The 21412-nt window shown below is 66.2% G+C and carries 12 protein-coding genes; 8 read left to right on the plus strand and 4 right to left on the minus strand.

The window, feature by feature from the left end; genetic code table 11:
- Window positions 1-247: 247 nt before the first annotated feature.
- The 3 genes from AC56KW_RS04420 to AC56KW_RS04430 all read left to right on the plus strand — a co-directional run bounded on the left by AC56KW_RS04420 (window position 248) and on the right by AC56KW_RS04430 (window position 6153).
- A complete protein-coding gene (locus AC56KW_RS04420) occupies window positions 248-3058 on the plus strand; it encodes a TonB-dependent receptor plug domain-containing protein (protein ID WP_497169521.1) in 2811 nt (936 codons plus the stop codon).
- A 91-nt stretch (window positions 3059-3149) separates the two neighbouring features.
- Entirely contained in the window at window positions 3150-4304 is a 1155-nt protein-coding gene (locus tag AC56KW_RS04425; RefSeq protein ID WP_497169522.1) for a pectate lyase family protein, read from the plus strand.
- Window positions 4305-4311: 7 nt separating this feature from the next.
- Window positions 4312-6153: a glycoside hydrolase family 28 protein gene (locus AC56KW_RS04430; RefSeq protein ID WP_497169523.1), complete on the plus strand. Its 1842-nt coding sequence runs from the start codon at window positions 4312-4314 to the stop codon at window positions 6151-6153.
- On the opposite strand, the gene AC56KW_RS04435 is transcribed toward AC56KW_RS04430, so the two are convergent.
- Genes AC56KW_RS04435 through garD form a run of 4 tightly spaced genes read right to left on the minus strand, consistent with a single transcriptional unit; the run spans window position 6154 to window position 11862 of the window.
- Window positions 6154-8595, minus strand: coding sequence for a family 43 glycosylhydrolase (locus AC56KW_RS04435; RefSeq protein ID WP_497169524.1), 2442 nt, complete (start codon window positions 8593-8595; stop codon window positions 6154-6156).
- Window positions 8592-9467, minus strand: a complete 876-nt coding sequence (locus tag AC56KW_RS04440) for an aldose 1-epimerase (protein ID WP_497169525.1) — start codon at window positions 9465-9467, stop codon at window positions 8592-8594. The genes AC56KW_RS04435 and AC56KW_RS04440 overlap by 4 nt, the downstream gene beginning before the upstream one ends.
- A gap of 4 nt (window positions 9468-9471) precedes the next feature.
- Complete coding sequence (locus AC56KW_RS04445) at window positions 9472-10299, minus strand: NAD-dependent epimerase/dehydratase family protein (RefSeq protein ID WP_497169526.1); 828 nt, start codon at window positions 10297-10299, stop codon at window positions 9472-9474.
- A gap of 21 nt (window positions 10300-10320) precedes the next feature.
- Complete coding sequence (garD, locus tag AC56KW_RS04450) at window positions 10321-11862, minus strand: galactarate dehydratase (RefSeq protein WP_497169527.1); 1542 nt, start codon at window positions 11860-11862, stop codon at window positions 10321-10323.
- A 253-nt stretch (window positions 11863-12115) separates the two neighbouring features.
- Here garD and AC56KW_RS04455 point away from each other — a divergent pair, with 253 nt between their 5' ends.
- From AC56KW_RS04455 to zwf, 5 genes are all read left to right on the plus strand, one after another.
- A complete protein-coding gene (locus tag AC56KW_RS04455) occupies window positions 12116-13522 on the plus strand; it encodes a glycoside hydrolase family 88/105 protein (RefSeq protein ID WP_497169528.1) in 1407 nt (468 codons plus the stop codon).
- A 13-nt stretch (window positions 13523-13535) separates the two neighbouring features.
- Complete coding sequence (locus tag AC56KW_RS04460; protein WP_497169529.1) at window positions 13536-14768, plus strand: BT3233 family polysaccharide utilization protein; 1233 nt, start codon at window positions 13536-13538, stop codon at window positions 14766-14768.
- A gap of 8 nt (window positions 14769-14776) precedes the next feature.
- Window positions 14777-16648 (plus strand): glycoside hydrolase family 28 protein, encoded by a 1872-nt coding sequence (locus tag AC56KW_RS04465; protein WP_497169530.1) that lies wholly within the window; start codon window positions 14777-14779, stop codon window positions 16646-16648.
- Window positions 16649-16803: 155 nt separating this feature from the next.
- Window positions 16804-19755: a TonB-dependent receptor gene (locus tag AC56KW_RS04470; protein ID WP_497169531.1), complete on the plus strand. Its 2952-nt coding sequence runs from the start codon at window positions 16804-16806 to the stop codon at window positions 19753-19755.
- A 183-nt stretch (window positions 19756-19938) separates the two neighbouring features.
- Window positions 19939-21405 (plus strand): glucose-6-phosphate dehydrogenase, encoded by a 1467-nt coding sequence (gene zwf / locus AC56KW_RS04475; protein ID WP_497169532.1) that lies wholly within the window; start codon window positions 19939-19941, stop codon window positions 21403-21405.
- Window positions 21406-21412: the final 7 nt, after the last annotated feature.

Consider the following 21412-nt stretch of genomic DNA (forward strand, 5'->3'; position numbering starts at 1 on the left):
CCAGCCGGGCGCCCTCTCCCACTGGCTTTCTTTCGGGCGGCCGCCATGGCGGCGGCCCGCGCACGCCTCCGCTGTTCAATTTGTATAGACCAAAAATATATCTGGCTCGTCCAGATTGCTAAAGCGGTCCGACCAAAGTACAATTCATTACATACCAATTATCGGGTGACCGATGTGGTGCGCCTTTCTTGCCCGCGACCCGGAGGGACATCCGGACGCATTCGACGACACAGTCAGGAGACATCCAGTGAACAACCATCGCACGACCATACAGCCCGGCCCCATTCTCTCGGCCCTCGCACTCGCGGCCATGACGCTGGCAAACGGCGCCGCGGCGCAGGACGCGCCGATGCAGCGCATCGAGGTGACCGGCTCCTCGATCAAGCGCCTGGCGACCGAAAATGCCCTGCCGCTGACAACCTACAAGGCGGAAGAACTGGTCAACCAGGGCCTGACCACCATGTCCGAGGTCGCCGTGGCGCTTACGGTCGCCGCGACCAACGAACCGGTTGGCGGCGGTGGCGGCGGCACGATGATCAATATGCGCGGCCTGAACACGAACCGCACCCTGGTACTGCTCAACGGACGCCGCCTGGCCAACGAGGCGCTGGGCGCGAGCTCGGTCAATGTCGACGTCATCCCGATGGCCGCCATCGAACGGGTCGAAGTGCTGCGCGACGGCGCGTCGGCCCTGTACGGCACCGACGCGATCGCCGGCGTGGTCAACTTCATCACCAAGCGACAGGTGGCGGACGTGACGCTGCACGCCAGCACGGTCCAGCCGCAGCACTCGGGGGGCGGCGACCAGAAGCGCGTGACCATCGTCGCTGGCAGGGGCGACATCGCCAAGGACGGCTGGAACGTCTACACCGCCTTCAGCGCCCAGCGCCGCGAGTCGCTGCTGCAGCGCGACCGGCCCCAGATCTGGGACGCCGGCAAGCTCGCGTCCCTCGGCGGCACGCCGTTCAATTCGAACACCTCGGGCGGCTCCGCCTCGCCGGCCAACTACACGATCTACCGCAACGGGCGCTCGGCCAACATCACCGGCAACCCCTATTTCGCCACCGGCTGCGCGGCCCCTGGCCTGCCGCAAACGACGGTGCCATCGACCCGTACCGCCGCCAACGGCGGCAATACCTGCATCACCGACCCGGGCATCTACCCGCAATTGCTGCCGGAAAACCAGCAAGTGACGCTGTTTACCAAAGCCAGCCTGGCCCACGGTGAAGGCAAGATGCTCACCGTCGAACTGAACCTGGCGCGCTCGTACATCGACGCCATCAGCCCGCCCCAGCCATTCGGCAACAACACCGATTATGACCGACTGACCGCATCGCGCCGTCCGCTGATGATCACCTCGGCCAGCCCGTGGTACCCGGGTGGCAGCGGCGGCGTGCCGGCGGTGGCGGGCCTGAACGGCGAGGACCTGGCGCTGACCTGGAGCCTGGACGAACTGGGCCCGGCCAAGCTGCACGATGTGCAGACCAACCACCGGCTGGTGATCGCCGACGAAGGCCAGGTCAAGGACTGGGATTACCGCGTTGGCGCGTCCTATGGCTACAGCCACCGCGACAGCGGCTTCAAGGAAAACTTCGTGCGCACGCCCGCCGTGTATTCCGGCGTCGCCAACGGCATCCTGAATCCATTCGGCGCGCAGGACGAAGCCGGCCGCGCCTACCTCGAGAGCATCTCGGCCGACGGCGAAGTGTTCCGCAAGGCCGATGTGCGCTACTACGGCGTCGATTTCAACCTGAGCCGCACATTGATGGACCTGCCGGGCGGCGCCCTGGGGATCGCGGTCGGCGGCGACTGGCACCGCGAAACGTATGAAGAAAACGTCCCGATGGTCGGCAACGACGTGGTATGGCGCGTCAGCGGCACGCCTGGCAATAATCCGAGCGGCGCACGGCGCGTCTCGGGCCTGTACGCCGAACTCGATGCACCGCTGACGAAAGACCTGAACCTCAACTTCGCGGTGCGGGGCGACCATTTCAGCGATTTCGGCTCGACCTTCAATCCGAAGGCCAGCTTCCGCTACCAGCCGATGAAGCAACTGATGGTGCGCGGCACGGTCAGCACGGGCTTCCGTGCGCCGACCCTGCCCGAGCTGTACGGCGTTCCGCGTTCCCTGCAGCCGTCGACCTCGAGCTGGGATGATCCGCTGCTGTGCCCAGGCCCGACCCCGAACGTGGCCGGCTCCGGCGCGCTCACCACCGACCCGCGCTTCGCCGGCCTGGGCCTGGACGCCGAGCGTGTCTGCAACACGCGCCTGACCACGCTGGTCGGCGCCAATCCAGACCTGCAGCCAGAGAAATCGAAGACCTATACGGTCGGCTTCGTGGTCGAACCGTTCAAGAATTTCGTGGCGACCATCGACTTCTGGAAGATCGACATGAAGCGCACGATCGCCCAGATCAACGAGGATTCCATCTTCGACAACCTGGACCGCTACGGCGACCTGTTCGTGCGCAACCCCGACGGCACGCTGGCCTACATCACCAAGACCCGCCTGAACATGGGCGGCCTGAAGACCCAGGGCATCGACATCGGCCTGAACTACCTGGTGCCGACCAAGAACTGGGGCCGCTTCGGCTTCTCGATGGACGGCACCTATACCGACAAATACCTGGGCCAGAACGACGAGGCCAGCCCGTGGGTCGACAGCGTCGGCCGCATCGGCGCCCTGTCCACCGGTTCGACCTCGGCCAACACCTATATCTTCAAGTGGAAGCACCAGGCGCGCGTGAACTGGAGCTACGGTCCGTTCTTCGCCCAGCTGACGCAGCAGTACACGTCGAGCTACGAAGACACCAACGCCCTGCCGACCCAGCAGCCGGGCCAGCCGTTCTATAACGTGATCGACCCTTACCGCGTGTACAACCTGTCGACCACCTACAAGGTCTCGAAGAACTTCAAGCTCGGCGCCGGCGTGAACAACCTGTTCGACACCGACCCGCCGCTGTCGAACCAGCGCCTGTCCTCGCGCGTCGTGTTCGCACAGAACATCGCCAAGCCGATCGGTCGCGCGTTCACGGTGCGTGCCGACTACACGTTCTAAGCTGTGCCGCCGGCACGCCGCTCCAGCGGGCGGCGTGCCTCTTCCTTCCATCCTTGCTGCGCAGCGGCGTGCCGTCTGCACACGGAGCGCCATGAAGATTGTTCCTTCTTTCCTGATCCTGTGGGTTGCCGCGGCGGCCTGCGGCTGTGCCGGCAGCGTGCCCGGCAATGTGCTCATCGCGCCGATGGCGCGCCAGGTGGCGCCACATGACGGCTGGGCGGCGCAGGCCGGCGGCACCCGCGGCGGCGCCGATGCGCCGGCCACCAATGTATTCACCGTCAGCAATGCCGCGCAGCTGCGCCAGGCGCTGGACAAGTCGGTCCAGGGTAGCCGCATCGTGCAGGTCGATGGCGTCATCGACATGAGCGAGGGACGGCCATATGCCGACCAGGCCGACCAGTCCAAGCGTGGCCGCGTCGCGGTGCCGGGCAATACCACCATGGTGGGACACGGACCGCATTCCGGTTTCATCAACGCCCACCTGACGCTCACCAGGGTTTCCCAGGTCATCCTCCGCAACCTGAACCTGCGCAATCCGTGCGACGTCGCGCCGCGCTGGGACCCGGAGGATGGCGACGGCAACTGGAACGCCGAGTTCGACGCGATAGCGATCGTCGGCTCGACCCACGTCTGGGTCGATCGCAACAGCTTCACCGACGCTCCGGTGACGGACGATACGCTGCCGGTCGTGGCTGGCAAGGTCAGGCAATGCCACGACGGCGCGCTGGACATCCGCGACGCAAGCGACTACATCACCGTCTCGTACAACCACTTCGCCCTGCACGCCAAGAATACGCTGGTCGGCGCCAGCGACAAGGCTGCAAACGATGCCGGCCACTTGCGCGTCACCATCAGCAACAACCTGTTCGAACACATTTCAAGCCGCGCCCCGCGCGTGCGCTTCGGCCAGGTCCATCTGTTCAACAACTACCACGTCGGCGACCGCAAGCATCCGGCCTATCGCCACGACTACGGCGTCGGCGTGGCCAGGCGGGCGCGCATCGTCGCGCACGCCAACGTCTTCGAGATCGGCAATGCGCGCGGCTGCACCGACGCCGTGAAACCATTCGCACAGGGTGCCGACGCGGGCAGCTTCAGCGACCGCGGCTCGCTGCTCAATGGCGCGCCGCTGGCCGGCTGCGGTGTGGATGCCGCGCCAGGATTCGAGGTGCCCTACGCGTTCGCGCCGCTGCCCGCGGCGGCCGTCCCGGCGCATGTGCGCAGGCATGCGGGCGCCGGCAGGTAAACATTCCATGAAAGACATCATGCATATCGAGCAAGGCAAACCTGTCGACACCCGGCGGCGCTCGCTGCTGCGCGCCGCCTCGGCCTCGGTGGCCGGCCTCACGGCCGGCGGCCAGGCGCACGCCGCCACCGCTGGCGATCCCTGGCTGCGGGCCCAGGCCATCGTCGAGCGCTTCAAGCAGCCGCTGGCATTCCCGCAACGCGATGTCGTGATCACCGACCACGGCGCCAGGCCATGCCGGGTGGTAACGGTGGACGGCTACGTCGCCCACCACGAGCGCGGCCGCTTGACCACACCGGCGCCGGACGCCACTGACTGCTACCACCCGATCGCAGCAGCCATTGCGGCCTGCAGCGCCGCTGGCGGTGGCCGGGTGCTGGTCCCGGCCGGCAACTGGCTGGTGAAGGGTCCGATCGTCCTGAAGTCCAATGTCAACGTCCATTTGGCCAGGGGAGCCCACGTCTACTTCAGCAACGACCCCGAGGATTTCGCGAAGTACGGCGACCACGACTGCGGCGAGAACGGCAGGCTGACGCTGTCGCGCTGGCAGAGCAACGACTGCCTGAACTATTCGCCGCTGGTGTACGCCTACGGCCAGGACAATATCGCCCTGACCGGCGAGGACTGGACCAGCATCATCGACGGCCAGGGCGGAGTACTGCGCGCCAATGGCGACACCTGGTGGGACTGGAAGGGCAAGCGCAAGAGCGGCCCGCGCCAGCACGAAGCCCAGACCGTCGCCAATCCGCGCAACCCCGCGTCGATCCGCGACGTGGCGCCCGGCCTGGACGACGCGCAGGTCGCGCTGCTAGAGGGGACCGGCGACAAGTGGCGCACCGACGAAGCCTTCCTGCCGACGCTGTCCGAGGCCGGCGTGCCGGTGGCCCGGCGCGTGTTCGGCCGCGGTCATTACCTGCGCCCCTGCATGGTCGAATTCATCGGCTGCACCAATGTGCTGCTGCAGGGTTACCAGCTCAATGGGGCGCCATTCTGGCAGCATCACCCGGTCAATTGCGGCAAGGTCGAGATCCGCGGCGTGCACATGGACAGCCTGGGGCCGAACAGCGACGGCTTCGACCCCGAGGCCTGCGACACCGTACTGGTGGACGGATGCACCTTCAACAGCGGCGACGACTGCATCGCGATCAAGGCCGGCAAGAACCGCGATACCCGCTTCGGACCGACCCGCAACGTCGTCATCCAGCACTGCGTCATGAACAGCGGCCATGGCGGCGTGACGCTGGGCAGCGAGATGGCGGGCGGGATCGAACACGTATATGCGCAGGAGATCGAGTTTCGCAACACGCACTGGGCCACCGACCCGCTCAATACGGCGATCCGTCTCAAGACCAATATGAACCGCGGCGGCTACCTGCGCCATTTCTATGTGCGCAACGTCACCATGCCGAATGGCGTCAACCTGAAACCCCAGTTCTATACGCCGCTCCCCGGTTCGCCGATCGCACCGAAATCGGTGGCGCCCGGCGCCGGCGCCGTGATCACCTTCGACTGCGACTACGCGCCGAATGCGGACAACGTCCGCACCCGGCCACCGGTGGTCGAGCACATCCACATCTCGGGCATCAAGGTCGGCAACGTGGCGACCGCCGCCGGGCCGCGCTCGTGCTACCAGGCGATGCTGTTCCTGGGGCCGGTCGCCTTCGACTATAACGGCAGCGCGCCGGCCGAGATCCTGCCGATCCGCGACGTGACCGTCACCGACTGCGATTTCGGCACGCCGGTGAACGCCGCCCAGCCATGGTATCTCTACAATGTGCGCAACGTCAGGCTCGAGAACGTCCGTATCGGGGCCAGGGTGTTCGACACGGTGCTGTCGCACCGCGCCTGATCACGGCGTGACGCGCAGGTAGTCCAGATCGGCGTAGGCGCCCGCCATGCCGGTCGCGAATACGCCGACCTGGGCGCCAACCCATCGGCCCATGGCGGCGTCGAAGGGTTGGCCGAAGGACGTGTAGTGGATGCCGTCTGCGCTGTACGAGAACGCGACGCGCGCCGCGTGCGTTACATGCATGCGCAGCGTGACGGCGTGGGCGGGCAGCGCCGGTCCGACGGTGTCGATGCATGCGCCATCCTGCCCGCAGCGCACGCCGACCATGCGCGGCTGGCCGGCGATCTGGCGTAGACCGAACCAGTTGCTGGACAGCCCCATCACGCCGAGGCCGACCTGGTCGCCGTCCCCCTGCGCGCGCAACTCGACCTTCGCGGTGACGCCGAAGACCGGGCCCGGGAATTTCTGGCTCAGCACCGACGGCAGTTGCCCGACCGGCGCCGCCGCCTGCGCAAACAGGCGCAAGAAGCCGGGACGGGCGTCCAGCGCATGCCAGCCCGCTTGCGGATTGGCAGCCCACTGCCACTGCGGCCCCAGCGCCGGGCCGTCGAATTCGTCGCCGACCGCCGGCTGGCGCCGGACCGGACCGCCCGGCACCGGCTTGGCGTGCTCGCGCAGCGGCTGGCCGACGCCGGGCTTGGCGGAGGGCTCGCCGATCAACGGCCAGTCGTCGGCCCAGCGCATCGGCTGCAAGTGCACCACGCGTCCATAGGCGCGGCGGTCCTGGAAGTGGAAGAACCAGTCGCCGCCCTGCGGCGTCGTCACCCACGCGCCCTGGTGCGGGCCGTTGATGTCGGTCGCACCCTGCTCCATCACGATGCGGTCCTCGTACGGCCCCTCGACGCGGCGCGACCGGAATACCGATTGCCACCCATGCTCGACCCCGCCCGCCGGCGCGAAGACATAGTACCAGCCGTTGCGTTTATAGAGCTTCGGCCCCTCGAGCGTGCGGTAGCCCGGCAGAAGGTTGCCGTCGATGACGGTCTTGCCTTCGTTGTCGAGCAAGCTGCGCCCGTCCGGCGCCATCTGGCGCAAGGTCAGCACGTTGTTGAAACCGGCCCGGCTCTTGGCCCAGGCATGGATCAGCCATGCACGACCGTCGTCATCCCATAGCGGCGCCGGGTCGATGATGCCTTTACCGGGCAACAGCAGGTGCGGCGCGCTCCAGGGACCGGTGAAGTCCTTGGCCGTGGTGACATACACGCCATGGTCGGGATCGGGATAGAAGATCCAGAAGCGGCCGTCGTGGTGGCGCAGGCTGGGCGCCCACACACCTTTGCCGCGCTGCGGGGCCGCAAAGGCTTGGGGCGGAACCAGTTGCGGGAGAGCGTGGCCGACCAGCTCCCAGTTGACCATGTCGCTCGAGGACAAGAGCGGGAGGCCCGGCGCGTTGGCGAAACTGGACGACACCATGTAGTAGCGTTGGCCAACCCTGATCGCATCCGGATCGGAGTAGTCGGCGTGCAGGATCGGGTTGCGGTAGCGGCCGTCGCCCAGGTCGGCCGACCACGGCGCCCGACCCGGCAGGGCTCCCATGTGCTGGCCGAGGAACCGGTCCATCGCGTCGACCGTCGGCGACAGCCAGGGATCGAACAGCCAGAACGCATGCGGGGTCCCGGCCAGCGCCACCGTGTCGGACGCCACGCCGTGGGCGGCCAGCCGCGCCGCCAGCGCCTCGCGCCCCACCGAAAAGCGCGGCACGCCGCTGACGATGAACTGCACCGGCGGACTGTCCTTGCCGGCATGCATGAGCGGCGACGCGTCGCGCCACAACGCCGCCTTCTGGGCGTACCGGCCGCCGAACCAGGCCCCGGCCGCCGACGGCTTCTTGGCCGGATCGTCCTCGTGACGCAGCGCTTCGGGCGCTGTGAAGTCGGACAGGCCATCGATATTGATCACGGCGCGCACGTCGCGCGGACGCGTCATGCCGACCAGGGCCGCAATTTGCCCGCCGGCCGACCCGCCGGCGATCGCAATCCGGCCAGCGTCGACGCCGAACCCGCCGGCATGCGTGCGCAGCCAGTCCAGCGCCGCCTTGACGTCATCGATCGCGGCCGGATAACGGGCCTGGCCAGAGAGGCGGTAGCTGACAGTGGCGGCGGCATAGCCGCGCGCCGCCAGCCGGGCGGCCAGCGGCGCCATGTTCGTGCGCGCGCCGCTGCCCCAGCCGCCGCCGTGCACCAGCAGCACCAGCGGCGCCGGCGTCGAGCCCGGTGCCGGAAGGTAGAGGTCCAGCCCCAGCGCCAGACCGGCGCGCCGCACGTACACCAGGTCCTTGCGGACCCGGACCGGTGCCGGCGCCTCGGCGCTGGCGATACGGATGTCGGGATAGTCGCCCACCAGCTTGCGGTACGTCGTCTCGGCGTTGTATTGGGCCTGTACCGCTGCCGGTGCCAGCATCGCGGAAAGCATCAGTGCAGCGGCGATTGGCGCCTGCTTCATCGGGGTGCGCCGCGGAAGGTACAACGACGGCGCAGCGTCGCGCCAGGAGCAAGCACGCTCAGACCGGGCTGGCCCGGCAAATTGTGCGCATTGATCGGATGGTCGACCGGTTCGAAGCAGAAGAAATCGCGTCCCGGCGGAATGTACAGGATGAAGTAGTCCATGTCGGCCTCGAGCTCGAGCGCGACGCCGCGCTCCGGCCAGGCGATGCGGGCGCGCCCCCGCCAGCCGTCGAACACGTGGTCGACGCCGTCTTGCGGCAGCGCGGCCGGCGTGTCGAAACGCCAGTTTTCGGGGATGTCGTTACGGCTCAGCGGCAGCTTGTCCGGGCCGCTGAACCACACGCCGCGGGCGCCAGCTTCGAGCCGCGCGCCTTGCGGATCCGGCATCCAGGGATGCAGGCCGATGCCGAACGGCAGCGCCTGCGCCCCGGTGTTGCGCACCGCGAGTTCGATCACCAGCGCGGCGCCGTCCAGGGTGTATTGCAGCTCGGCCTCGTAAGCGAACGGTGCAGCGTCGGGACGCGCCAGGGTCAGCGTCAAGCCTGATTCCGTGTGGCGCGCCACCTGCCACGCCTGCTGCCAGCCGTCGCCATGGATCGGGCATGGCTCGCCAGCCCGGTTCGGCGCCGGCACATACTGCCGGCCTTCGAAGGCAAACCCCGACGCCGCCATGCGGTTGGACCATGGCAGCAGCGGGAAACAGGCCATCTGGGATGGCGCAGGCACGCCAGGCGCATCCGGCGGCAAGCCGCGCAGCAGCGCGGTCTCTGCACCGCCCGCGATCCAGTCGAGCCGCGCCAGTGCGCCGCCTACCTGGGGCACTATCTCGGCCACCAGGCTCGCATTGCGTAACGCGAGGCGCTCGATCATCGGCTCAGTACTGCGGGCCGTCGAGCAGGAACTTACCGCCCTGGTACATGGTCGTGACGTCGTCCTTGGCCGGGAACTCCGACGAATCCGGGAACAGGTGGGCGAACTTCGACGAGCTGTCCTTCGGCTTGTAGCCCAGGTGCGCGGCCAGGCGGTTGTCCCACCAGGTGCTGTCGTTGTCCGACATGCCGTACACGATGGTGTGGCCGACGCGTGGCGCGAACAGTGCGCAGCGCAGCAGTTCGGTCAGGTCGTCGTAGGACAGGTAGGTGCTCATCATGCGCTTGTTGGCCGGCTCCGGGAAGCTCGAACCGATGCGCACGCAGACAGTCTCGATACCGAAGCGGTCGAAGTAATAGCGCGCGATCTGCTCACCAAAGACCTTCGACAGGCCATAGTAGCTGTCGGGACGGGTCGGCGAATCGGCATCCAGCACGGTAGTCACCGGGTGGTAGCCGATCGCGTGATTCGAGCTGGCGAAGATCACGCGGCGGGTGCCGGCCTTGTGCAAGGCCTCGTACAGGTTGGCCACGCCCAGGATATTGGCCTGCATGATGGGCTCGAACGGCTTCTCGGTCGAGATGCCGCCGAAGTGCAGCACCGCGTCGACCCCTTCGAGCAGGGCCAGCACGGCGTCCTTGTCGGCCAGGTCGCACTGGACGACTTCTTCGCCCGGGCCGGCCGGGCCCATGTCGGCCACGTCGGACAGGCGTACCACCTCGGCCCAGGGCTTGATGCGCTCGCGCAGCACCTTGCCCAGACCGCCGGCGGCGCCGGTCAGCAGGATGCGTTTGAAGGGTTTGCCGGTCTTGTTTTGTACTGCAGCGGTCATTCAGGTCTCCAATAAATACAGTCAGGTCACGGGCGCAGGATTGAACAGCGCAAGCGCATTATGCAGCTTCCAGTGCTCGGCCCAGGTCTTGCGCCCGCTGGCCACGTCGAGAATCATGCGAAACAGCTCCCAGCCGACGTCCTCGATGGTCGCCTCGCCGCTGGCGATGCTGCCGGCGTCGAGGTCCATCAGGTCGTGCCAGCGCCGTGCCAGTTCGGTGCGGGTGGCCACCTTGATCACCGGGACCGCGGCCAGCCCGTAAGGCGTGCCGCGCCCGGTGGTGAAGATGTGCACGTTCATCCCGGCGGCCATTTGCAGGGTACCGCAAATGAAGTCGCTCGCGGGCGTGGCGGCATAGATCAGGCCTTTCTGCTGCAACCGGTCGCCCGGCGCCAACACGCCGGTGATGGCGGTCGTGCCCGACTTGACGATCGAGCCCATGGCTTTCTCGACGATATTCGACAAGCCGCCCTTCTTGTTGCCGGGCGTGGTGTTGGCGCTGCGGTCGACGCCGCCGCGCACCAGGTAATCGTCATACCACTGCATCTCGCGCACCATGGCCTCGGCCACCTCGGGGCTGGAGGCGCGCGCGGTCAGCTGGTCGATACCGTCGCGCACCTCGGTCACCTCGGAGAACATCACGGTACCGCCGGCGCGCACCAGCAGGTCGGTGGCGTAGCCCACCGCCGGGTTGGCGGTCACGCCCGAGAATGCATCGCTGCCGCCGCACTGCACGCCAACCACCAGATCGGATGCCGGGCAGGTCTCGCGGCGGCGCGCATTGAGTTCCTGCAGGTGCTTCTCGGCGGTGCTCATGAGCGAGTCGATCATCGACATGAAGCCGATGTGTTGCTGGTCTTGCAGGGTCACCACCGAAGGCGCGGCATTGCCGATCGGGATCGCGCCGGCCGGGAACAGGCGCGCCGGCGGCAGCTTCTCGCAGCCCAGGCTGACGACCATGACGCTGTCGCCGAAGTTCGGATTCCTGGACAGGTTGCGGATGGTGCGGATCGGGATGTCGGCGCCGGGGGCGTCGATCGCCACGCCGCAGCCGTACACGTGCTCGAGCGCGACCACGTCTTCCACGTTCGGGTAGCGCGGCAGCAGTTCTTCGCGGATGCGCTTGACGGCGTAGTCGATCACGCCCGACACGCACTGTACCGTGCTGGTGATGGCCATCATATTGCGGGTGCCGACCGATCCGTCCTTGTTGCGATAGCCCTCGAAGGTATAGCCGTCGAGAAGCGGTCCGGCAGCGACCGCGTGGGTGCCGACCGGCAGGTCGTCGAGCGAACGCGCAGCCGGCATGCGCAGCACGCGCTCGGAGACCCAGCTGCCGCGCGGGATGGCGCCGTCGGCATACCCGATGGTCACCCCATAGCGGATCACGGCGTCGCCATCCTGCAGGTCGGCCAACGCGACCTTGTGACCTTGCGGGACACCTTCGAGCAGCACCAGGCCGTCCGGGAATGCGGTGCCGGCGGGCAGGCCGCCGTCATTGACGACGATCGCGACGTTGTCGCTGGCCTGCATGCGGATGGTGCGCGGAACTTGGTGGTTCATGTCTCTCTGCCTATCTCTTGGCTGATTGGGGAAGGGTCATTTTTAGTATGCCATAAATAAATCGAATGCGGCTAGTCCACCTTGCGATTTTGGCCGGACCAAATTAAAATGGCCTGACCAAAACGCAATATAGGCAGCGCCAGGGGCACGGATGAAGTCCTGGACCTGCACCATGCAAGCCAGCAATACTAGAAGCACGGTAGCTGAAGCACGATACCGACATCCGGTAATACAACAACGCGATTGGAGACACATGAAAGGCCACACCCTGCACCTGCTTGCAGCGCTCTTGGGCTGCGCGCTCGCCTGCGGACCCGCCCTGGCAGAGGGCAAGTACCGCAATCCCGACAACAGCAACCTGGGCGATCCGGGCGAAGGCACCTACCCGATTCCGTACAAGAAGCCGGTGGTGGCCGAGGTCACCGCCCAGTTGCAGTCGATCCGGGCCTTCATGGACCGCGCGACGCCAACCCGCATCGTCAGCAAGCGTTCCGGCCAGCCGATCACCGACCTCGGGACGCCAAGCGCCGACGCCGTCTTCGAGCGCAGCGCAGGCGACTATGGGATCCAGGTCTACGAGATGGGCGTGGTGCATTCGGGCCTGCTCAAGGCGGCAGAGGTCACCGGCGACAACGGCTTCACCAGCATGACGCGCCGCCACTTCCAGTTCTTCAACGACACCCTCCCCTATTTCCGCGCCCAGGAACAGAAGTTCAAGCTCGAGCGCGCCAACAGCTTCTCGCGCTTTCTGGATCCCCGCTCGCTCGACGACAGCGGCTCGATGTGCGCCGCCCTGATCCGGGCCCGCTTCGCCAAGGTCGGGCCCGACCTGAAGAACATGATCGACACCTGCAGCGACTGGGTCTATAAGCGCCAGTTCCGCCTGGAGGACGGCACCATGGCGCGCAAGCGCCCGCAAGAGGTCTCGCTGTGGGCCGACGACATGTACATGAGCATCCCGGCGCTGGCCGAGATGGGTCGCCTGACCGGCGAGCGCGCCTACTTCGACGACGCCGTCAATAACGTGATCGGCATGTCGAGCCGCATGTTCAACCCGCAGCTCGGCCTGTACACCCATGGCTGGCATGCGAACCACGCCGATGCGCCGCGCTTCTACTGGGCGCGCGCCAATGGCTGGGCGGTGCTGGCCATGTCCGACCTGCTCGATGTGCTGCCGAAGGACCATCCCGGCTATCCGAAGGTGATGGACCAGTTGCGCGCCTCGCTCAAGGGCATCGCCGAACTGCAGAGCGGCAGCGGCCTGTGGCACCAGATGCTGGACCGCAACGACTCCTACCTGGAGACCTCGGCCAGCGCCATCTTCACCTATGTGTTCGCGCACGCCGTGAACGAAGGCTGGATCAGCGCCACCACCTATGGCTCGATCGCCCAGACCGGCTGGAACGCGCTGTCGACCCGCATCAATTCGCTGGGCCAGGTCGAAGGCACCTGCGTCGGCACGACCCTGGCCAGCGACATGGTCTATTACTACCATCGTCCGACCAGCGTCGACGCCCTGCATGGCTACGGCCCGATGCTGCTGGCCGGCGCCGAGATCATCCGCCTGGTGAAGAACCCGGCGTTCGAGATCCAGCACAAGGTCCGTACCTACCACTACCTGCCCAAGGGCGGGAAGACCGATTACCGCGAACACCACTGATCCGGGGGCAACCATGAAACGACTGATACTGGCAAGTATGCTGGGCGCCCCGCTCGCCCTGTCCAGCGCCCCCGTGCACGCCGCGCCAGGCGCCGACAAGGTCGGCGTCACTGTGCAGCATGACCTGGCGATCGCACGTCCATCGGAAACCATCGCGATCCCCTGGAAGGACGTGAATGCTGCGCTGCCGGGCGCGATGATCCAGAAGATCGCGGTCAAGGACGCGGCAGGCCGCGTGCTGCCGCACCAGGTAACGAATATCGCGCCGCAGGCGAAGGATCCGAACAACGAGGGTGTGGCCTACGGCGAACTGCTGTTCCAGCACAGCTTCGCCCCCGGCGAGAAGAGCGCCAGCTTCACCATCGAGCGCATCGACGGCGTGGCGCCACCTTTCCCGGTCAAGGCATTCGCACGCCATGTGCCGGAGCGCCTCGACGACTTCGCATGGGAGAACGACAAGGTCGCGCACCGCACCTACGGTCCGGCCCTGGCCGCGCCGGCCCCAGCGGGCGTGGTCAAGGAGGTCCTGGTCACCAGTGGCCTCGACCTGTGGTTCAAGCGGGTCGGCTATCCGATCGTCGACCGCTGGTACAACAAGGGCCATGACCATTACCACAAGGACCAGGGCGAGGGCATGGACATGTACAACGTCGGCAAGTCCCGCGGCGCCGGTGGTAGCGGCGTCTGGGATGGCAAGACACTGTACACGGGTGTTAACTGGGCCAGTTACAAGATCCTGGCCAACGGTCCGATCCGCGCCATCTTCGAGCTTCACTATGCGCCGTGGGATGCGGGTGGACGCCAGGTCAGCGAGGTCAAGCGTTTCACGGTCGACGCCGGCCACTGGCTGGACCGTATCGACAGCACCTACACCACGACCGCCGGCGACACGGCTCCGCTCACCGTGGCCATTGGCCTGAACAAGACGCCGGGCGACAAGGGCCAGGATCCGAAGATCCAGGTCGGCCGCGAAGGCAAGGTGCTGCTGCAATGGGTCGAGCAGAAGAGCAACGACGCCTTCGGCACCGCCGTCGTGCTGCCATCGGCCGAGGGCTTCGCCCAGGACGCGCTCAATGAACTGATCGTCGCCACGGCCACGCCGGGCCAGCCGCTGCGCTACTACGCTGGCGGCGCCTGGAGCCGCGCCGGCGAGATCACCAGCCGCGCCAAATGGCAGCAGGTGACGCAGGACCAGGCCGCGCGCGACGCCAGTCCGGTGCGCGTGACCATCGCGAAACAACCATGAGGAGCGACATGCCATTCCAAGCCAAACGCCGCGCGCTGCTGCGCACCGTACCCGCCGCCTCGCTGCTGATGAGCGGCCTCGGCGCCTCCGGCATCGCCCGCGCCCACCAGGATGGCGCGGCCGCCGCCGCGGCCGCGGCGGCGGCCGGCACGGTCCGCCCCGACCCGTGGAAGCGCGCGGCAGAGATCGTGGCCCGTTTCGCGACGCCGCTCACCTTCCGCGACGAGGACTTCGTCATCACCGCCCATGGCGCCAAGCCCTGCACCCTGGTGCAGGTCAAGGGCCAGACCGAATCGCTGGTCGAAGGCATGCTCGATACGCCGGCGCCGGATTCGCCGGACTGCTATCCGGCAATCGCCGCTGCCATCGCCGCCTGCCACGCCAAGGGCGGCGGCCGGGTCGTGATCCCCAGGGGCGAATGGTACTGCGCCGGCCCGATCGTGCTGCGCTCGAACGTGCACGTGCACCTGGCCGCCGGCGCCCGCGTGCACTTCGCCGCCAACCCGGCCCACTACGCGCGCCACGGCGACCATGATTGTGGCAAGAACGGCAAGCTGGTGCTGTCGCGCTGGCAGGGCAACGATTGCCTGAACTATTCGCCGCTGGTGTACGCCATCAACCAATCCAATATAGCCCTCACCGGCGAGGACTGGACCAGCATCCTCAATGGGCAGGGCGGGGTGCCGTTCGAGCCAGGTTTCGCCGACGGCCCGGAATGCTGGTGGGACTGGAAAGGCCGTGGCAAGCCGGTACGCACGCGCACCGAGGTCCATGCCAACCCGAACAATCCGCCGCTCGACAAGGTCGTGCCAGGCATCGACGCCCGGCGCCAGGCCAGCATCCAGGGCCAAGGCAAGCGCTGGCAGACCGATTCACGCTACCTGCCGGCGCTGTCGGAAGCCGGCGTGCCGGTGGAGAAACGCGTGTTCGGTCACGGTCACTTCCTGCGGCCATGCATGATCGAGCTGATCGGTTGCGACAAGGTGCTGCTCGAGGGCTACCAGGTCAATGCGGCGCCGTTCTGGCTGCACCATCCGGTCCACTGCCGCGACCTGCTGATCCGGCGCGTGAACATGGAGAGCCTGGGCCCGAACAGCGACGGCTTCGACCCGGAAGCCTGCGACGGCGTGCTGGTCGACGACTGCCTGTTCAACAATGGCGACGACTGCATCGCGATCAAGGCCGGCAAGAACCTCGATACCGGCCATGGGCCGACACGCAATGTCGTGATCCGCAACTGCGTGATGAACAGCGGCCATGGCGGCGTCACCCTGGGCAGCGAGATGGCCGGCGGCATCGAGCACGTGTATGCCGAGAAGCTGGAGTTCCGCAACACCCACTGGAAAAACGACCCGCTCAACACCGCGATCCGGCTCAAGACCAATATGAACCGCGGCGGCTTCCTGCGCCACCTGTACGTGCGCGACGTCACGCTGCCGCACGGCGTGGCGACCGAGCCGATGCTGTACAAGCCGCTGCCCGGCGCCCGCGAGATCACGGAACCGGTGGCGTCGACCGCGGGGGCGATCATCACGATCGACTGCGACTACGTACCGGGCGACGACACCATGCGCATCCGTCCACCGCAGGTTTCGGACATCGAGATCAGCAATGTGCGCACGTCCAACGTCGATACCGGCAAGGGCCGCTTCTCGTGCTACCAGGCCTTCGTGTTGCTCGGTCCGGTCGCATCGAGCTTCAATGGCAAGGCGAATGCCCCGATCCCGCCGATCGCGCGCGTGCGCATCAGCGACTGCGATTTCGGCACGCCGAGGAATACGGCCAAGCCGTGGTTCCTGCATAACGCCGTCGAGGTCACCCTCGACAACGTCACCATTGCCGGCAAACGCTACCAACAAACGCTGGCGCGCCGCGCTTAAGCTCATCAGGTCAGGCCAATTTGTAAATATTTTTACTTTGGCCTGACCAAAACGCTCCAAGTTGCCATAGAATTACAAAACTGGCCTGACCAGATCCAAGATGCAACACCGGGAGATCACGTGATCTCACCGCTATAAAAACGCATGGAGACAAGATGAATCACAACCCGCACCGCGCTGTCCTGCGCAAACTGACCCTCTGCCTGCTCGGCACCGCCTCGGTATCGGCGCTGTCGCTCGGCCCGGCTTTTGCACAGGAAGTTACCGCCACCCCAACCGGCACCGAAACTGCCAACGCCCAGACCGTGGTCGTGACCGGCCTGCGCGCCTCGCTCGAGAGTGCGCTCAACGCCAAGCGCCAGGACAACGGCATCGTCGACGTCATCAAGTCGGAAGACATGGGCAAGTTCCCCGACACGAACCTGGCCGAGTCGCTGCAGCGCGTGCCGGGCGTGGTGATCGACCGCGACGCCGGCGAAGGCCGCAGCATCACGGTGCGCGGCCTGGGCCAGGACTTTACCCGGGTACGCATCAACGGCATCGAGGGCCTGGCCACCACCGGCGGCACCGACAGCTCGGGCGGCACCAACCGCGGCCGCGGCTTCGATTTCAACGTGTTCGCCTCGGAGCTGTTCAGCGCCCTCACGGTGCGCAAGAGCTCGTCGGCCGACGTCGACGAAGGCTCGCTCGGAGCGACCGTCGACCTGCAGACCCTGCGCCCGTTCGACCTGCGCGGCTTCAACGCAACCGTCGCGCTCAAGGGCAAATACAACGACGGCTCGGAAAAAACCGATCCGCGCGCAGCCTTCATGGTCTCGAATACCTTCTTCGACCGCAAGGTCGGCGTCTTGATCTCGGGCGCCTACTCGAAGCGCCGCGTGCTGGAAGACGGTTTCAGCTCGGTACGCTGGGATAACGGCCCATCGTCGGGCGGATGGTGCGCGCCGCAAGGCATGGCCGCCAACCCGGCCAACTCGACCGCGACCACCTGCGGCCCGGCCGCGCAGGGCGCCGAGCGCCTGCCCGGTACGCCCGAGAACATCGCCGCCTACAACAATGCCAGCGATCCAAACAACTTCCATCCGCGCCTGCCGCGCTACGGCCGCCTGACCCACGACCAGGACCGCCTGGGTCTGACCGGATCGGTGCAATGGCGTCCGCAACGCGGCACCTTGCTGACCTTCGACATGCTGTACTCGAAGCTCGACGCGACCCGCCAGGAGGACTTCCTGCAGGCGACCTCGTTCAGCCGCAGCGCCAGCCAGGGCGGCAAGCCGCAGGTCGGCGTGCTCGAAGCCGAGTACGCGCCGAACGGCTCGCTGCTGTACGGCCGCTACAACAACGTGGACATCCGTTCCGAGCAGCGCTTCGACGAACTGAAGACCACCTTCACCCAGCCGACGCTGACCCTGGAGCACAAGCTGAGCGACACCTGGAGCATGAGCGCCAAGTACGGCCGCGCCGAATCCAAGTTCCGCAATCCGGTCCAGACGACCGTCACGCTCGACGCGCTGAACGTCGATGGCTACAGCATCGACTTCCGCAACGACAGCCGCCGTCCGGTCGTCAGTTACCCGTTCGACGTCAACGGCGGTCCGCTGGGCCTGATCGGGGTGCCGCAAGTAGCCAGTGGCGCGCAGCCGACCACGGTGCCCAACACCACCACCAGCGAGATCCGCATCCGTCCGCAGGGCACCGACAACGTCAATAACGTTGCCCAGTTCGACCTGGCCTGGGAAGCGAACGAGAACCTGACCTTCAAGGGCGGCGTCAACAGCAAGAAGTACACGTCGGACACCTACGAGTTCCGTCGCGTGAACCAGAACGACACGATCTTCGCGCCGCCAAGCGGCGCGACCGGCCTGACCACGAACATGACCGGTTTCGGCAGCCAGCTCGGCATGCCGGCCGGGAACCCGACGGGCTGGGTAGTGCCGAACCTGCAGGCGATCGCTGCGGCGTATGACATCTACTGCAACTGCATCAAGAGCGGCCCTGCCGGCGGCCCGGGCGACTTCACCCTGTCGTCGATCGAGAACGGCAATGCACGGGGCAACAACCGCTCGGTGACCGAGAAGAGCGACGGCATCTACCTGATGGGCGAGTTCCGCTACGATATGTGGAACATCCCGCTGCGCGGCAACGTCGGCGTGCGCTACGTGAAGACCGACCTCGAGACCATCGGCTACCAGGCGGCCGGCGGCGGCACCGCGGTCAAGGTCAACCACGACTACACCGACACCCTGCCATCGTTCAACCTGACCGCCAACGTAACCGATGAGTTCATCGTGCGCTTCGGCGCGGCCAAGGTAATGACCCGTCCGCAGCTGGGCTTCCTGTCACCTGGCGGCAGCATCGCCACCACCGGCAACCTGTCGATCAACTCGGGCAACCCGTTCCTGAAGCCATTCCGCGCCAAGACCTTCGACAGCAGCTTCGAGTACTACTTCGCCAACAAGGCCTTCGTCGGCCTGGGCCTGTTCCAGAAGAACATCGACACCTATATCCAGAGCCTGCGCACCAACGTGGCGTTCCGCGATTCGGGCCTGCCGCTGTCGCTGCTGCCGGCGAACTTCACGGGCGAGGAAGTCTTCCAGCAGACGCTGCCGGTCAATACCGATGGCGGCAAGCTCAAGGGCTTCGAGATCAGCTACCAGCAGCCGTTCACCTTCCTGCCGGGCTGGGGCAAGAACTTCGGCACGCTGCTGAACTACACCAAGGTGTCGTCGAAGATCGAATATCTGGTCTCGCCGACCGGCGGCGCCACCATCACCGACGACTTGCTGAACCTGTCGCCGAAATCGTGGAACGCGACCTTCTTCTACGATGACGGCAAGTTCAGCGCACGTGTCTCGGGCGCCAAGCGTTCGGGCTTCGTGACCCGCGTGCCGGGCCAGAACAACAACGACGTCGAAGGCAAGAATGAAACCTTCAACGTCGACCTGTCGCTGTCGTACAAGGTCAACGACAACCTCGAGTTCACGCTCGAAGGCGTCAACCTGACCAACGAGGAAAACGACCAGTTCATCAGCCGCGCACGCAACAGCGTGGTGGTGAACAATGTGACCGGTCGCGAATACCTGTTCGGCCTGCGCTACAAGTTCTAATCGCTGATCTCTTCTCTTGGTGGCTTCGAGCCCGCGCTTGCGCGGGCTTTTTTTCGTCCCGGCATGGGATGAAGCAATCTTGCCGCTTTTGCCAGTCGTTTTCCGTCATGTACGCTACAATCAAAGACGAACCAGGCGAGCGCACGACGCAAGCGATCCATACAACCTGTCAGCGAAAGAGACATGAGCACCTCGAACGAGAACGATAACGGCCTTCCCCTCGACATGACCATCTTCGGCGGCATGGGCGACCTTGCCATGCGCAAGCTGCTGCCGGCCCTGTACATGGCCTTCCTGCACGGTAACCTGCCGCCATCGACCCGTATCCTTTCCACCGGCCGCCAGGACTACGATCGCGCCGCCTACCTGGCTTTCGTCGAGGAACACTCGCGTTCCTTCATCAGCGCCGCCAATTTCAACGAGAAGAGCTGGGCCGGTTTCCTCGACCTGCTCGTCTATGTGCGTCTGGACGTCTCGGCGGCCCCGCTCTTCGACACCCTGCGCGACGCCTCGCGCGAAGGCGCCCAGCGCGTCTTTTACCTGGCCACCGCGCCGTCGCTGTTTACCACCATCTGCGACAAGCTGGCCGCGACCGGCCTGGTCGACGCCAATGCACGCGTGGTGCTCGAAAAACCGCTGGGCCGCGACCTGGCCTCGGCGGTCGAGATCAACGAAGCGGTTGGCAAGCACTTCGCCGAATCGCAGATCTACCGCATCGACCACTACCTGGGCAAAGAAACGGTGCAGAACCTGATGGTGCTGCGCTTCGGGAATTCGATCCTCGAACCCCTGTGGCGCGCGCCGAACATCTCGAGCGTGCAGATCACGGTGGCCGAGGAAGTGGGCGTCGGCAGCCGCGCCGGCTTCTACGACAGCGCCGGCGCCATGCGCGACATGGTGCAGAACCACTTGATGCAGCTGCTGTGCATCGTCGCCATGGAGCCGCCGACGTCGCTGTCGCCGGATGCCGTGCGTGACGAAAAACTGAAAGTGATCCGCTCGCTGCGCCGGATGCGCCTGGCCGATATCGCGCGCGATACCGTGCGCGGCCAGTACACGCGTGGCGTGAGCGGCAACCAGGAAGTCAAGGGCTACCACGAAGAAAGCAACGTGCCGGCGAACAGCCACACCGAGACCTTCGTCGCCCTGCGCGCGCATATCGACACCTGGCGCTGGTCCAAGGTGCCGTTCTACCTGCGCACCGGCAAGCGCATGGCGCGCCGCTCATCCAAGATCGTGATCGAGTTCGCCAATCCGCCGTTCCCGCTGTTCCCGGAAAGCCCGGGCGGCGTCGCCAATCGCCTGGTCATCGAACTGCAGCCCGAAGAAGCGATCAAGCTGCAGCTCTTCGCCAAGCAGCCCGGCAGCGGCATGCTGATGCAGCAGGTCGCACTGAACCTCGACCTGCAGTCGGCCTTCCAGCAGCGCCGCGCCGAAGCCTATGAGCGCCTGTTGATCGATGTCGTGCGCGGGCGCCTGACGCACTTCATGCGCCGCGACGAGCTCGAGGCGGCCTGGGAATGGGTCGAGCCGATCATCAACGGCTGGGAGACGCTGGGCGAGAAACCGCACGCGTACGCGGCCGGCTCGTGGGGTCCGGCGGAATCGTTCGCGCTGCTGGCGCGCGACGGCTTCGGCTGGGTCGAGTAAGGTCTGC

The organism is Telluria sp. RT2P19, from assembly GCF_059685725.1.